The 14,174-nt window shown below is 65.5% G+C and carries 13 protein-coding genes and 1 tRNA gene; 5 read left to right on the forward strand and 9 right to left on the reverse strand.

The window, feature by feature from the left end:
* Positions 1–116: 116 nt before the first annotated feature.
* The 9 genes from IVA79_RS11545 to IVA79_RS11585 form a co-directional block, all read right to left on the reverse strand.
* Complete coding sequence (locus tag IVA79_RS11545; RefSeq protein WP_247552951.1) at positions 117–1,265, reverse strand: M20 family metallopeptidase; 1,149 nt, start codon at positions 1,263–1,265, stop codon at positions 117–119.
* Between the two features lie 258 nt (positions 1,266–1,523).
* Entirely contained in the window at positions 1,524–2,909 is a 1,386-nt protein-coding gene (locus IVA79_RS11550; RefSeq protein ID WP_247552953.1) for a sigma-54 dependent transcriptional regulator, read from the reverse strand.
* A gap of 58 nt (positions 2,910–2,967) precedes the next feature.
* A complete protein-coding gene (gene fliN / locus IVA79_RS11555; protein WP_247552955.1) occupies positions 2,968–3,318 on the reverse strand; it encodes a flagellar motor switch protein FliN in 351 nt (116 codons plus the stop codon).
* A 3-nt stretch (positions 3,319–3,321) separates the two neighbouring features.
* Positions 3,322–3,945, reverse strand: coding sequence for a FliH/SctL family protein (locus IVA79_RS11560; protein WP_247552957.1), 624 nt, complete (start codon positions 3,943–3,945; stop codon positions 3,322–3,324).
* Entirely contained in the window at positions 3,945–5,042 is a 1,098-nt protein-coding gene (gene fliG, locus IVA79_RS11565) for a flagellar motor switch protein FliG (RefSeq protein WP_247552959.1), read from the reverse strand. Before fliG ends, IVA79_RS11560 begins: the two co-directional genes overlap by 1 nt.
* Positions 5,043–5,060: 18 nt before the next feature.
* Positions 5,061–6,671, reverse strand: a complete 1,611-nt coding sequence (gene fliF / locus IVA79_RS11570; RefSeq protein WP_247552961.1) for a flagellar basal-body MS-ring/collar protein FliF — start codon at positions 6,669–6,671, stop codon at positions 5,061–5,063.
* A gap of 193 nt (positions 6,672–6,864) precedes the next feature.
* Positions 6,865–7,140: a DUF1153 domain-containing protein gene (locus IVA79_RS11575; protein ID WP_002714638.1), complete on the reverse strand. Its 276-nt coding sequence runs from the start codon at positions 7,138–7,140 to the stop codon at positions 6,865–6,867.
* Between the two features lie 301 nt (positions 7,141–7,441).
* A complete protein-coding gene (locus IVA79_RS11580; RefSeq protein WP_247552964.1) occupies positions 7,442–8,146 on the reverse strand; it encodes a flagellar hook capping FlgD N-terminal domain-containing protein in 705 nt (234 codons plus the stop codon).
* A 12-nt stretch (positions 8,147–8,158) separates the two neighbouring features.
* Entirely contained in the window at positions 8,159–9,772 is a 1,614-nt protein-coding gene (locus tag IVA79_RS11585) for a flagellar hook-length control protein FliK (protein WP_247552966.1), read from the reverse strand.
* Positions 9,773–10,117: 345 nt separating this feature from the next.
* Here IVA79_RS11585 and mnmA point away from each other — a divergent pair, with 345 nt between their 5' ends.
* The 5 genes from mnmA (at position 10,118) to IVA79_RS11610 (ending at position 13,533) form a co-directional block, all read left to right on the forward strand.
* Complete coding sequence (gene mnmA, locus IVA79_RS11590; RefSeq protein ID WP_247552968.1) at positions 10,118–11,299, forward strand: tRNA 2-thiouridine(34) synthase MnmA; 1,182 nt, start codon at positions 10,118–10,120, stop codon at positions 11,297–11,299.
* 250 nt (positions 11,300–11,549) lie between these two features.
* A complete protein-coding gene (locus IVA79_RS11595; protein WP_247552971.1) occupies positions 11,550–12,188 on the forward strand; it encodes a class I SAM-dependent methyltransferase in 639 nt (212 codons plus the stop codon).
* Positions 12,189–12,234: 46 nt separating this feature from the next.
* The gene (locus IVA79_RS11600) at positions 12,235–12,591 is read left to right on the forward strand and encodes a hypothetical protein (RefSeq protein WP_247552973.1); all 357 of its coding nucleotides are present in this window, start codon (positions 12,235–12,237) and stop codon (positions 12,589–12,591) included.
* A 253-nt stretch (positions 12,592–12,844) separates the two neighbouring features.
* Positions 12,845–12,921 (forward strand) — tRNA-Met (locus IVA79_RS11605).
* A 159-nt stretch (positions 12,922–13,080) separates the two neighbouring features.
* Entirely contained in the window at positions 13,081–13,533 is a 453-nt protein-coding gene (locus tag IVA79_RS11610; protein WP_247552974.1) for a hypothetical protein, read from the forward strand.
* Positions 13,534–14,174 lie beyond the last annotated feature (641 nt).

Below are 14,174 nucleotides of genomic sequence, written 5' to 3' on the forward strand. Positions count from 1 at the left end.
TCGGGAGGTCTCGTAGGGTGGGCAAAGCGAAGCGTGCCCAAGCACCTTTAGCCGATAGAAACAGATGGTGGGCACGGCGCAAAGAGCGCCTTTGCCCACCCTACGGCACCTGGATTTCACCCCCTCAAGATCGCCAGCGCCAGCGCCTGCGCGCGCGGCACGATGCTGTCGAGCTCGAGATATTCCTCCGGCGTGTGCGCGAGGCCGCCGACCGGGCCGAGGCCGCAGATGGTCGGCGTGCCAACGGCGGCGGTGAAGCCGGAATCGGCGCAGCCGGCGGAGAATTCGCCCTGCAGCGTGGTGAGGCCGGCCTGCCGTGCGGCGGCCTGGTAGTTCTCGAACAGCGCTTTTGATTCTGCACTCTGCACCACCGGCACGAACTCGCCCTTGATCGCCAGCGTTGCGCTCGTGCCCGGCACGTAGGACGTCGCGACGATCGTCTCGATCGCTTCCATCACCCGCGCGCGATCGGCCGGATCGACATAACGCAGGTCGATCTGGCCCTCGGCGGAGGGCGCCGTGGTGTTGACGGACTGCCCGCCCGAGACCAGGCCGACATTCAGCGTGATGCCCTTGTCGAGATCGGTGAGCGCGTGGATCTTGACGATCTTGTGCGCGAGCTCGCCGATCGCGCTGACGCCGGCGGCGAAATTGGCGCCGGAATGCGCGGCTTTGCCGGTGATGGCCAGATGCATGAAGATGCCGCCCTTGCGCCCCGTCACGACGTTGCCGGTGGGGCGGCCCGGCTCGGAATTGAACACGGCGCGGGCGGCGCGGCCTTCGCGCTCGATCACGGGCCGGGAGGAGGGCGAGCCGATCTCCTCGTCCGAGGTGATCAGCAGCTTGATCGGATGCGGGTTGCCGCCAAACTTGTGGAAGGCAGTTGCGACGAACACGTTCATGACGAGACCGGACTTCATGTCGGCGACGCCAGGACCATAGGCGCGGCCGTCGCGGATGGTGAAGGGACGGCGCCCGGCCTCGCCCTTGCCGAACACGGTGTCGCGATGCCCCATCAACAGTACCGGCTTCTCATTGCTGCCGGGCTTTGCCACCTCGGCATGGATCGCATCGCCGAAGGCGTCGTGGCCCTCGCGCCGGCACGGAATGCCGTGCTCGGCAAAATGCCGCTCGAACCGCGCCCCGACCGCATCGACGCCTTCCTTGTCATAGGAGCCGGAATCGATGTTCACGACATCGCGGAGCAGATCGATCATCGCCTGCCGCTGTGCCGCCAGCCAGTCCGTGATTTGAGCTTCAGACATGTGGTTCCTCGCGTGGTTGTCGGGCGAGGTTATAGGGCCTTGCGCTGACGCGACCTAGTCGCCGGATGCGATGCCGTCATGCGGGGGCCGCTCTAAACGCCGTTATTGCGAGCGTAGCGAAGCAATCCAGAGCGTTTCCTCGGAGGGATTCTGGATTGCTTCGCTGCGCTCGCAATGACGAGGTTGGCAGCCTGCACTCAGACAGAAATGCCCGGGACCAGCCCGGGCATTCGCATTCTCGATATTCGCTGGCACCGCCTACGCCCCCATCATCGGCATCCGCGAATATTCGCCGGGCGTGCCCGCGGGCGGGATCGGGATGCCGCCGTCGGAATATTCGTTGAGCTTGTTGCGCAGCGTGCGGATCGAGATGCCCAGGATATTGGCGGCATGGGTGCGGTTGCCGAGGCAGTGCTTCAGCGTCTCCAGGATCAGGTCGCGCTCGACATCGGCCACGGTGCGTCCCACCAATGCGCGCGTGACCTGCTCGGCGGCCATGGTGGCATGCGCCACCGCCGGCGGCGTCTTGGCGAGGTCGAGGCGGTCGCCGTCGGGGGTGATGATCGCGTCGGCGCCGATCTCGTCGCCCTGCGCCATCAGCACCGCGCGGTGCATGGTGTTTTCGAGCTCGCGAACGTTGCCCTGCCAGCGGTTGGCCGAGAGCACGCGGCGCGCTTCCGCCGAAACCGGGCGCATCGGCACGCCGTTGGCCTCGGCATATTTCTTCACGAAATGCTGAGCGAGCTCCAGAATGTCGGCGGGGCGCTCGCGCAGCGGCGGGATCTTCAGGTTCACGACGTTGAGGCGGAACAGCAGGTCCTCGCGGAACGTGCCTTCGCGCACGGCCTCGGCGAGGTTGCGGTTCGAGGTCGCGATGATGCGGATGTCGACGGGGACAGGCTTGGTGCCGCCGACGCGGTCGATGACGCGCTCCTGGATCGCACGTAGTAATTTCGATTGCAGGCGGACGTCCATCTCCGAGATTTCGTCGAGCAGCAGCGTGCCGCCGGTGGCTTCTTCGAACTTGCCGATGCGGCGCGCAATCGCGCCGGTGAAGGCGCCCTTCTCGTGGCCGAACAGCTCGGACTCCAGGAGATGCTCGGGGATCGCGGCGCAGTTGATCGAGATGAAGGGACGCTTGGCGCGCGCCGAGCGGGTGTGGACGTAGCGGGCCAGTACTTCCTTGCCGGTGCCGGATTCGCCGGTGATCATCACCGAGGCGTCGGAGCCAGCGATCTGCTGCGCCAGCTTGATCACCTTCGCCATGGCTTCGTCGCGATAGACCAGCTCGCGGGAATCGTTGGCGACGGCGGCCAGCACCGCGGCGATCAGCTCGGGATCGGGCGGCAGCGGGATGTATTCCTTGGCCCCGGCGTGGATCGCGGCGACCGCGGCGCGGGCGTCGTTGGTGATGCCGCAGGCGACGATCGGGGCATGGATGTGCTCGGCTTCGAGCCGCATGACGAGGTCGCGGATGTCGAGGGCGACGTCGACCAGCAGGAGGTCGGCCCCCTTGCCGCCGCGCAGCACGCGCATCGCCTGCTCGTGATCCTCGGCGTGGGTCACGGTAGCCCCGTTGTCCATCGCGATCTTGGTGGCGGTGGTGAGCTGGCCCTTCAATGTGCCAACGATGAGAAGCCGCATGTCAGTCTCCTGTCCGTCTGGTCGCGCTGCCGCGCGTCATTCCCTGTTCGCGTAATGATTACGTGCGTTCGGTCTTGATGATTTCGGTCATGGTCACGCCGAGCTTGTCCTCGACCAGGACGACTTCGCCGCGGGCGACCAGCTTGTTGTTGACGTAGATGTCGATGGCTTCGCCGACGCGGCGATCGAGCTCGAGCACGGTGCCGGGTCCAAGCTTCAGGAGCTCGCTGACGTCCATCTTGGAGCGGCCGAGCACCGCCGAGACCTGGACGGGAACGTCGAACACGGCCTCGAGGTCGGCGGCGGCGCGCGCCGCATATTCGTCCTCAGTGTAGCCGACGTCCGTGCCGGCAGGCGGCATCGGGCCGTTGAGATCGGGCAGCGGGACCTGTCCGTCGGTGTCGCTCATGGGTTAACTCCCCCTGCGGGACGCGACATAGCGTCCGACCATTTCGTCGATCTTGGCCGCGATGGCGCCGCGCTCCAGCACGACGCCGCCATCGGCCCATTCGATCCGGCAGTCGCCGGTGGCAATCTCCGGTTCGGCCAGGATCACCAGCCGGCCCTCGAAGCCGCTCTGCTTGGCGAGCCGCTCGATCTTGTCGCGGGCGGCGTCGTAGAGCGCATCGTTGATGCGGACGACGAGATGCGGCGTCGCGACCAGATGCGAGAAGCAGTCCTTGACCAGCGCGACGATCTCGCCGAGCGGCTCCGCGGCGACGAGGTCGGCGCACAGCTTGCGCGCGACCGCCAACGCGACGTCGACCGCCTCGGTTTCCATCTTGGATTCGATGCCGCCGATACCGGACGCGATGCCGCGGATGCCGATGTTGATCTCTTCCATGGCGAGCGCGACGCGGCGGTCGCTCTCGGCCTTGGCTTCGCGCTGGCCGGCGGCAAAGCCGTCCTGATAGGCGCGCGCTTCGGCTTCCGCGACCTTCTGCGCGATCTCGGCGGCGGTCGCGGCCTTCTCGCGCGTCGCCCGCTCGGGTGCCGCGAAGTCGGTATCGAACAGGAATTTCGCCGGAGCGGCCATCAGTACACCAGTTCGTCGTCGGCGCGGTTCTTGGTCAGCATGATCTCGCCCTTGGCGGCGAGGTCCTTGGCGAGGTTGACCAACAGCGCCTGGGCCTCGTCGACGTCGCGCAGGCGCACAGGGCCCATCGCCGCCATGTCGTCCTGGAGCATCTTGGCCGCGCGTGAGGACATGTTGCCGAAGAAGAAGTTGCGAACGTCCTCGTTGGCGCTCTTGAGCGCGACGCCGAGCTTGTCCTTGTCGACGTTGCGCATGAGAGTCTGGGCCGATCCGGAATCGAGCTTCACGAGGTCGTCGAAGGTGAACATCAGCGCCTTGATGCGCTCGGCCGATTCGCGGTTGTCCTCCTCCAGCGAGGTGATGAAGCGGGTTTCGGTCTGGCGGTCGAAATTGTTGAAGATTTCCGCCATCACCTCGTGGGCGTCGCGGCGGCGGGTCTGGGACAGATTGGACATGAATTCGGTGCGCAGCGTTTTCTCCACGCTCTCGATCACCTCCTTCTGCACCGCCTCCATCTTCAGCATGCGGTTGACGACGTCGAGCGCGAGCTCCTCGGGGAAGATGCCGAGCACGCGCGCGGCGTGCTCCGGCTTCAGCTTCGACAGCACCACCGCGATGGTTTGCGGATATTCGTTCTTGAGGTAGTTGGCGAGGACCTCTTCCTGCACGTTGGAGAGCTTCTCCCACATGTTGCGTCCGGCAGGGCCGCGGATCTCGTCCATGATGCCGTTGACGCGCTCCGGCGGCAGATATTGCTGCAACAGGCGCTCGGTGGCGTCGAAATTGCCCATCAGCGCGCCGGAGGCCGACATGCGCGAGACGAATTCGAGCAGCATGTCTTCCACGGTGTCGACCTCGACGGTGCCGAGCGTCGACATTTCCAGCGAGAGCTGGCGCACCTCGTCGTCGTCGAGCAGGCTCCAGATCTTGCCGCCATATTGCTCGCCGAGCGCGAGCATCAGGATCGCGGCGCGCTTCGGTCCGGACAATTGTTCGGCCGGCTTGCCGTCCTTTGACCTTGTGTTGGCACGCTGACCGAGCGTGGAGATCACGCTGGTGATGTCGTTGCTGTTGGCGTTTTGCAATGCGGCGGCCATGTCAGATCACTTCTCGTATTACTTTGCGGATTCGCTCAGCCATTGGCGGACGATGGCGACGGTTTCGTTGGGATTACGCTCGGCGAGCTCGCCGACGCGGTGAACGGATTGGGCATGGACCTGGCCCTGGATGGTGGCGACGTCGATCGCGCTGGCGGCGCCGCTCGGCAGGAGCGGCTGGGCGGCCGGCACGGCCTCTTCGGAAGCCGCCGGGCCGATGAGCACGCCGGAGATGGCGGCGGCGACCTCGTCGGACGCGAGGATGCGCTTGACCAGCGGGCGGATCACCAGGAACAGCACGATCAGGCCGAGCAGCATCATCACGCCGAGCTCGACGAAGTACATGACGTCGTCCTTGGTGAACTGCAGCATGGCGAGGAAGCCTGAGGGTTCACCGATCGGGGCGGTGGAGGGCGCATCGGCGAAGCGCAGATTGACGACCTCGACCTGGTCGCCGCGCTTCTGGTCGAAGCCGATCGCCGAGCGCACCAGCGCGGCGATGCGATCGAGCTGCTCCTTGGTGCGGTCCTGATAGGCCAGCTCGCCCTTGTCGTTCTTGGAATAGATGCCGTCGACCAGCACCGCGACCGAGATGCGGTTGACCCGGCCGGCCTCGGTCACCTCGGTCTTGGTGGTGCGGGAGATCTCGTAATTGTTGGTCTCTTCGGTCTTCTTGCTCTGATCCTTGGCCGCGACGCCGTTGTTCTGCTGGTTGCCGGGCAGCTCGTTGTTGACGGTGACCTGGCCGTTGTTGTCGGCGGTCATGCTCTGCTCTTCGCGGGTCTGGCTCGAGCGCAGCACCCGGCCTTCGGGATCGTACTTGTCCGAGGTCTGGGTCACCTTGTTGAAGTCGAAATCGGCGGAGAGCTGCACGCGGGCGCGGCCCGATCCGACCACGGAGGAGACGATGTCCTCGACCTGCTTGCGCATCCGCTTCTCGAAGGAGATGCGGCGCTCGTCGCCGACCGCCTGCTCCGGATCGGCCGCCGCGCCGTCGGCGAGCAGCTGGCCGGCCTCGTCGACGATCGAGACCCGCTGCGGCTTCAGGCCGTTGACGGCGGAGGCGACAAGATGGCGGATGGCGCGGATCTGCTGGGCTTCCAGCGCGCCGCGGACACGGACCACGATCGAGGCCGACGGCTCCGGCGCCTCGCGCGCAAACAGCGGGCGCTCGGGCAGCACCAGATGGACGCGGGCGGCCTGGATGCGGTCGATGGCGCGGATGGTGCGGGCGAGCTCGCCTTCCAGCGCGCGGAGGTGATTGATGTTCTGGACGAAAGAGGTGGTGCCGAGGGCGTCCGACTTGTCGAACACCTCGTAGCCGACGCCGCCGCCCTTGGGCAGGCCGCCCTCGGCGAGCTTCATCCGCAGCCGCGTGACCTTGTCCTTGGGCACCATGATGATGGCGCCCTCATTGCGGATCTCGAACTGGATGCCCTGGCGTTCCAGGTCCTTGATGATGCCGGAGGAGTCCTCGACGCTGAGGTCGGTGAACAGCGTCGTCATCTGCGGCGTGGTGACGCGCATGATGACGAACGCGAAGAAGCCGATGAGCGCGGCGGTGACCGCGATCATCGCCCCGAACCGGGCGGCGCCGATACTCTTCAAAAAGTCCGCAAGACCTTGCAAGCAACCGCCCCAACAGATTCGGCCGCTTTCACCGGAAAGGCCGACTGGGCAATTATTGCCTAGGGGATGGTTTCGATATGGTTAACGAAGGTTAAGAGGTCGGACAAAAGTAGCGCCAAAGAGCGATATGAAAAAAATCGGCCTCGCAGGGCGAGGCCGATTTTCGTCAAAAGCCGCAGTTTTCCGGATCGCCTTACTGGCGATATTGCTGGATACGGGTGGTGCGAAGGCCCGCCAGACCATGCTGGTCGATGGAAAACTGCCAGGAGAGGAATTCGTCGACCGTCAGGGTATAACGGCTGCAGGCCTCCTCGAGCGAAAGAAGTCCACCACGGACAGCGGCGACGACTTCGGCCTTGCGGCGGATGACCCAGCGTTTGGTGCCGGGTGCAGGCAGATCCGCGATCGTCAACGGACTACCGTCCGGCCCGATGACGTATTTTACCCTCGGGCGATGGGGTTCTGTCATGGCGTACTCACAAACTCTCAACCACTGAACTCACGCCGTAACCCTACGCCCGGCGGCTTAAAAATCCGCTAAGCCTAAGGCTTCAATACAATTCTCGTTGAAAATGGCTGGAACGCACTCGTCCTCGGCCGGCGTCAGGGCCAGTCGAGGGGGATTTCGTAAATACTTTAATAACGAATGGGGCCCGTAAGGGGCTCTCTCAGCGTCGTCCCGGCCTAGTGCGCAATGGCGCTCGGGGCGCCGGGACCCAATTACGCACTAGGGCGGGGATGACACCGAATATGTGGCTCGTGCCCCCGCCTCAATTGCTGCTCGTCGCGATGATGCTCTTCACCTGGCTCAGGGTGTAGCTGGCGCCGTCGATGGTGAGCAGCGGCGGCGACTGGGTCAGGTCGACCGACGACACCACGCCCTGCACCTGGGCGGCGATGCCGACATTGTTGTTCGCCACGTCCTTGCCCGTCGCCGAGATCGTGTACTTGCCGTCGGGCCATTGCGTGCCGTCATTGCCCATTCCATTCCAGGTGAAGGGAATGTCGGTGCCGGCGGCGGCGGTGTATTTGCCGGTGAACACGGTCTGGCCACTGGCATTGGCGACGGTGATGTCGACGGTCGAGTCGGTCGGCACGTTGAGATGCCAGGTCGCCGACGACTTCGTCATGGTCGCGGTCGAGCCGTCGACCAGGGCGGTCTTGCCGACGAAGCCCAGCGCCTGGGTTGCCTGCGTGGTCTGCTGCAGGGTGACGAGCTGGGACAGCGCATCGTTGGTCTTGAGCTGCTGCTCGACGCCGGCGAACTGTACCAGTTGCTGGGTGAACTGGTTGGTGTCGAGCGGATCCAGCGGGTTCTGGTTCTGCAACTGCGTGGTCAGCAGCGTCAGGAAGGTCTGGAAGTTGCCGGCGAGCGTCGATCCCGTGGTCGAGCTCAGCGAGTTCGACGAGGAGGATTTCGGCAGGTCGGTCGTCCCGGAGACGACGGAAGGGGCGGTGGCGCCAGTCGTGGTCATGTCCAATACTCCCTACACTCTGATGTCGACGCCGCTGCTCGGCCCGTACATGCGGCCATAGCCGCGCCCGACGGGTGCGGCAGCAACGGTCTCGTCCTCGCTGATGATCAGCCGGCGGGCATTGCCGCCATTGTCGTTGTTCTGGCCGGAGTTCTGGCCCGATGAATTCTGGTCGCGCAGGCTGAAGGACAGCCCGTTGCTGCCGGTCTTGAGGCCGGCATCGTCGAGCGCGCGCTGCAATTGCGGCGCGTCCTGGCGCAGCATCTGCAACGTCTCCGGCTTTTCCACCGTGAGATGCGAGGTGACGTTGCCGGCGCGGTCGACATTGATGCGGACGTCGATGCGGCCGAGCTCGGCCGGATCGAGGCTGATGTCGAAGCGGGATTTGCCGGAGCGGATGGCGGCCGCGATCTCGACCGGAATGCCGTTGATCGGCACCGCCGTCGCGGTGGCCGCGGTCGCGGTCAGCGTCGCGGTCGATGCGGACGCCGTCGAGGTCGTGTTGGTCAGCGGCGCCTGCACGGCGGAGGCCGCCTGCGCGCTGGCGTCGGTGGTGTTGAAAGCGGCCTGCGCATTGGCATGGGCCTGGGCGGCCGGTGCGGCCGGGATCGTGTCGGGGTTGCGGTCCGCGGCGCCGGGCTTGGCGTCGGTCGCACTGTCATCTGCCTGCAGCTTTGCGCTTTGCGCATGCGCGGCGGCGTTGGCGGTCGCAGCGCCGGGCGCCGGTACCGTGGCAGCGTTCGCCTTGCCGGTGTCCTGGCCGATATTGGAGACGTCGGACTGTCCCTGCGCCGTGGCGACAGCCTGGAACGAGGTCTTCGGCGTGCCGGGATTGGCGGGGATCAGTCCGCCGGTCGGCTTGGCGTCGGTCGCGGCCGCGTCGGTCGCTCCAGTCGCGGCATCGGCCAGCGTCGCCGAGGTATCGGCATCGACTTTGGCGCCGGCGGTCTTGGCGCTCTTGTCGGCCGGCGTGGCGGTGTCGGTCTTGGGGCCGGCGATCTGCGCCGCGGTCGAGGCGCTGGCGGCGAGGCCGGCGGCGGCGATCGTCAGCGGCGAGGCGGTGGCGGCCTGGTTCGCCGTTGCGTTCGGATCGACCGGGACGACCGGTGCTGCCACCACGATCGCGTTGGGATCGGGCAAGGCGGCCTGCGCCGCGTCGGTCGGCGCGATCGCCGCGGCATCGGCGGCGGCGGTGAGCCCATCGCTGGCTTCGGTCTCATCGCCCTTGGCTTCTTCGGACGTATCAGCCGATTTGGCGTCGGATGTCTCGGACGTGTCCTTGACCTTGCCGGCGTCCTTGGCCGGATCGGCGGCCGTACCGCTCGCCTCGTCGTTCCCCGCGGGCGCGGACGTATCGGTATCGTCGCTCGCCTTGCTCTGCGGGGGCGGCTCGGTGGATGAAGTGTCGCGCGGGCCCTTGTCCAACGAGGACGAATCGCTCCGCCGCGGCGCGTTATCCTGGGCCTGCGCGGCGGCATTGGTGCTGATCGCCTGGGTGTTGCTGTCGACCAGCGACCCGAAGCTATCGTTCGCGGACGGCTCTTTGGCACTCTGCGACCGGGTAGGCTTTTGCTGCGCGCTCGAAACCTGCACGCTTGCCACGACATCTGACGTACGACCGACCACAGGCGACCCCTCGGAAACAACTTCGGCATCAGGGGAGCAAGGAGCGGGCCAGCGTCTTGCTGTGTATATTTAAATAACAAAATCAATAGCTTGACGATTTGGAGCCGCCGCCGCTAGGCCGGCCGCGACCCCGCCATTTCTGCCCCCCGGCAAGAATTGCCCTAAGCTGGCCGCCCCTGTGATTGCTTCACCGGAATGCCGCCTATATTAAAGAGGTTACTCTCAGCCGCTTTCGACCGGGCAGTCGTACCATTCGGGAACCAGGGTTCCCGGGGATCGCCGATGTCCCGCGAGAAGCATGACATCGCGGATCGCCGCACGCCGCCGCCACAAACCTTAAGGCCCATGCGCAACAGTCTGGATCTCGAAGGCCGTCCTGAGGACACCAGGGTCGTTGTCGCCATGTCGGGCGGCGTCGACTCCTCGACGACGGCTGCGCTTCTGAAGGCGGAAGGCTACGACGTCGTCGGCATCACGCTGCAGCTCTACGACCATGGCGCGGCGACCCATCGCAAGGGCGCCTGCTGCGCCGGCCAGGACATCCACGACGCGCGCGACGTCGCGGCCAAGCTCGGCATTCCCCATTACGTGCTCGACTACGAGGATCGCTTTCGCGAATCCGTCATCGACAATTTCGCCGACTCTTATGCTCTTGGCGAAACGCCGGTGCCCTGCATCGAGTGCAACCGCAGCGTCAAATTCCGCGACCTCCTGAAGACCGCGCGCGAGCTCGGGGCCCAGGCGCTCGCCACCGGCCATTACGTCGCCTCGCGCCGTCTCAACAACGGCTCGCGTGCGCTGGTCTGCGCGGCCGACGCCGACCGCGACCAGAGCTATTTCCTGTTCGCGACCACGCGCGAGCAGCTCGACTTCCTGCGCTTCCCGCTCGGCGACATGACCAAGCCGGAGACGCGCGAGCTCGCGCGGCGCTATGGCCTGTCCGTCGCCGACAAGCACGACAGCCAGGACATCTGCTTCGTGCCGACGGGCCGCTACACCGACATCATCACGCGCCTGCGCCCGAACGCGATGGACCCCGGCGACATCGTCGATCTCGACGGGCGGGTGCTCGGCCGGCACAACGGCATCGCCAATTTCACCGTCGGCCAGCGCCGCGGCCTCGGCATCGCAGCTCACGCGCCGCTGTTCGTGGTGCGGCTGGAGGCGGCCACCCGCCGCGTCGTCGTCGGCCCGCGCGATGCCCTGAAGATGCACCGCATCGCACTTCGCGACGTCAACTGGATCGGCGACGGCGATATCGACCGCGCCATCGGCGGCGGCCTCGAGCTGTTCGTGCGCGTGCGCTCGACCCGCTCGCCGCAGCCCGCCTGGCTGCGCGGCGGAGACGGTCATTACGAGGTCGAGCTCGTCGCCGGCGAGGAGGGCGTCTCACCCGGCCAAGCCTGCGTGTTCTACGACGCAGCCAGCGGGCAGGCACGCGTGCTCGGCGGCGGCTTCATTCAAAGCGCCGCGGCAAAGCTCGCCAGCGACACGGCAAGGCCGCTCGCGGAAGCCGTGCGCGGCTGAGAAATGACGAGATTTGGCCCGACTGTCGCCGCTACGTCGGTGCGCCCCCTCTCCCGCTTGCGGGAGGGGGGTGGGGCGAGGGCTTTCTCCGCCAGCGATATATCGCGAGAGGAAAGAACCCTCACCCGCCACGCTCTTGCGAGCGTGTCCACCTTTCCCGCAAGCGGGAGAGGCGCTAGACCGCGCGCCGGGATGGATTTGATCTCACCAATGGTTATTCCTTTCGAAGGTTTTTGTTAGGGCAGGGGGCATGGCAGCAGACATCTCGCGGGCCGGGGTCGAGAAGGCCTATGGCCGCTGGGCGCCGGTGTATGATCTCGTGTTCGGCAAGGTGTTCGACGCCGGCCGGCAGTCGACCATCGCCGAGGCCGACCGCATCGGCGGCCGCATCCTCGACGTCGGCGTCGGCACCGGACTCTCGCTGTCCGATTATTCACGCACTACGAGAATCTGCGGCGTCGACATTTCCGAGCCGATGCTGCGCAAGGCGCAGGCGCGGGTGCGTGCGCTTCGGCTGTCCAATGTCGAGGTGCTCTCGGTGATGGACGCGAAAAACCTCGCCTTCCCCGACAACGCCTTCGACGCGGTGGTCGCGCAATATGTCATCACCGCCGTGCCCGATCCCGAGGGCACGCTCGACGAGTTCGTGCGCGTGCTCAAGCACGGCGGCGAGCTGATCCTCGTCAACCACATCGGCGCGGAGACCGGCCCGCGAAAACTGTTCGAGCTGGCCTTCGCGCCCGTCGCCCGCCGCCTCGGCTGGCGCCCGGAATTCCCGTGGGCCCGTCTCGAGGGCTGGGCCGCCAGGCACGGCGGCGTCACGCTGGCCGAGCGCCGTCCGATGCCGCCGATGGGGCACTTCTCGCTGATCCGCTACCGCAAATCGTGATCATGCGGGCAGGGAACGGGGCGCGCGAGCTGCGCGTTTCTCTCCCATGCGCACGACATCAAACATCATCCTGGTTGGCCTCCTGATCGCCGCTTCAGGCAGCGCGATCGCGCAGGCCCCGCCCGCCCCGGCGACGCCGCCGCAACAGACCGCGCCGCCATCCCCGCAACATGCCGCGAACTGCACGCCGCAGGACCGGCCGAACCGTCAGGCCGACGGCACCACCACCGGCCAGTCCCGGGAACCGCTCGGCGACAAGCTGGCAAAGTCCGACGGCGTGCTCTGCCCGCCCGCCGGCGTCGATCCCGAGATGCACGCCCCCGCCCCCGACAGCGGCGGCAACACCCCGGTGATCCCGCCCCCGGGCAGCCCCGGCGGCGACCCGAATATAAGGCCGAAATAGCTAGCTCGTCCTTCGCCTCTCCCCATCGGGGAGAGGCCGGATCCGCGCAAAGCGCGGATTCCGGGTGAGGGGGCTTCTCCGCGAATCCGGTGCCCGAAATAGGCGAATCCCGCGCCGAAACCGCCCGCTTTTCCACCCAAATTGGACTTGTCGCGCCGAAGCGTAGCGAAGGCGGATTGACTTCCCGCCGCCCCCTTCCTTATATGCCGCGCGTTCGCGAGATCGGCCGTTTCAGGCGGTTCGTGGGCCCTGTGGCGGGGTAGCTCAGCTGGTTAGAGCACGGGAATCATAATCCTGGGGTCGGGGGTTCGAGTCCCTCCCCCGCTACCAACAATCGCCGTTGATATTATTGCGGGATTTGTCGTTCGTTCGCCGCTTGGTGACGGGTCGCTCTATTGTCGTCGCGATCATCTGGTGTCGGTTGCCTTCCGGCCGCTTACACGGCCTGACACCCGACTAGGCGCAGAGCCTTGGGGCAGAGCCTTGGGAATGCCCTATCAGCTTAAACTCGCGGTGCTCCATCGGAGCGGTTGCTCCAGTCCCATGAAGACGGAGAGATACACCTTCGACTTTGTCGTCAATGGGCGCTCTCTCTTCGGTGCGACCGATGCCTCCAGCTTGGATTTGTGCGGTTGTCTTTCGGACCCTCAACGCGAGCCAGAGTTTGCCCTTCGTTTGAATGGCACGGTCGCGCGGCTACTGACGTCGGACATTCCTAACGGCGGCAGCAAGCGTGTGGCCTTGTTTGTCTGTCCGGAATGTGGGGACGTTGCGTGCGGAGCTATCACCGCGCGCGTCTCGCGGAATGATGACATCGTGCAATGGTCTGGCTTCGCATATGAGAACGGATATGAAAGCGAAGCCGCGCTGTCCGATGTGGGACCCTACGCGTTCAACTGGGCGGCCTACCTGAATGAAATCGAACAGGCTTGTGCCCGCTGACAATGGTTAGCGCGTGAGACAGATTGAGCGCTCGCGATCGTTCCCCACAATTGCTGCAGCGACGTCGAGGCCAGCTACTTTCGGCCGTGGTGGAATGATGCAAACAAATCCAGTGGCGTTGTCGGCTTTCCACGCTGCGCCGCTGTGATTTGTGCCAAACGCGTGACGAACGCATGCGTGCAGCCAAATCATAAAATCATCGCTGTCATAAGTCTTTGCAGGACGGGACAAGGTTCAACGGATTCCTGTCCGGCTCTGCCAAATTTTTGGGCGCCCGCACAACCAGCGCGCGAACTGCCTCACCCTCGTTGCGGGCCGGTTCCAATTTCGTGTGTCTGGAAGTTCCAGATTGTTGCCATTCGTTTCTTAGATTAATCTTTCGTTAACTTGCACTCGCGTGGTGTGGGCAAGGGGAGGATATCGGCTCGATACTGGCCGATATCCGAGGTTGAGATTTCTTGATCAAGTGGGCCTCGATTTTCTTCGCCCGCGGAGCGGCTTTTTTACTTTCCGAACGCTCCCTCAACAGCTCTCCCGACCGACGGCCACGCGCCATTTGATTGGGCTCTCGGCTGGGCAACATGTTTTTTGAACAGCGTGGTCGTTCGAAATTTACACCCGGCGCGCCGCGCACCGGTTTG

Source organism: Bradyrhizobium sp. 138 (genome assembly GCF_023074075.1).
Taxonomy (GTDB): domain Bacteria; phylum Pseudomonadota; class Alphaproteobacteria; order Rhizobiales; family Xanthobacteraceae; genus Bradyrhizobium.

Excerpts from the sequence above, each read along its gene's own strand:
- IVA79_RS11545 (WP_247552951.1), bottom strand. The coding sequence starts at position 1,265 with ATGTCTGAAGCTCAAATCACGGACTGGCTGGCGGCACAGCGGCAGGCG.
- IVA79_RS11550 (WP_247552953.1), bottom strand. The coding sequence starts at position 2,909 with ATGCGGCTTCTCATCGTTGGCACATTGAAGGGCCAGCTCACCACCGCC.
- fliN (WP_247552955.1), bottom strand. The coding sequence starts at position 3,318 with ATGAGCGACACCGACGGACAGGTCCCGCTGCCCGATCTCAACGGCCCG.
- IVA79_RS11560 (WP_247552957.1), bottom strand. The coding sequence starts at position 3,945 with ATGGCCGCTCCGGCGAAATTCCTGTTCGATACCGACTTCGCGGCACCC.
- fliG (WP_247552959.1), bottom strand. The coding sequence starts at position 5,042 with ATGGCCGCCGCATTGCAAAACGCCAACAGCAACGACATCACCAGCGTG.
- IVA79_RS11575 (WP_002714638.1), bottom strand. The coding sequence starts at position 7,140 with ATGACAGAACCCCATCGCCCGAGGGTAAAATACGTCATCGGGCCGGAC.
- IVA79_RS11580 (WP_247552964.1), bottom strand. The coding sequence starts at position 8,146 with ATGACCACGACTGGCGCCACCGCCCCTTCCGTCGTCTCCGGGACGACC.
- mnmA (WP_247552968.1), top strand. The coding sequence starts at position 10,118 with ATGCGCAACAGTCTGGATCTCGAAGGCCGTCCTGAGGACACCAGGGTC.
- IVA79_RS11595 (WP_247552971.1), top strand. The coding sequence starts at position 11,550 with ATGGCAGCAGACATCTCGCGGGCCGGGGTCGAGAAGGCCTATGGCCGC.
- IVA79_RS11600 (WP_247552973.1), top strand. The coding sequence starts at position 12,235 with ATGCGCACGACATCAAACATCATCCTGGTTGGCCTCCTGATCGCCGCT.
- IVA79_RS11610 (WP_247552974.1), top strand. The coding sequence starts at position 13,081 with ATGCCCTATCAGCTTAAACTCGCGGTGCTCCATCGGAGCGGTTGCTCC.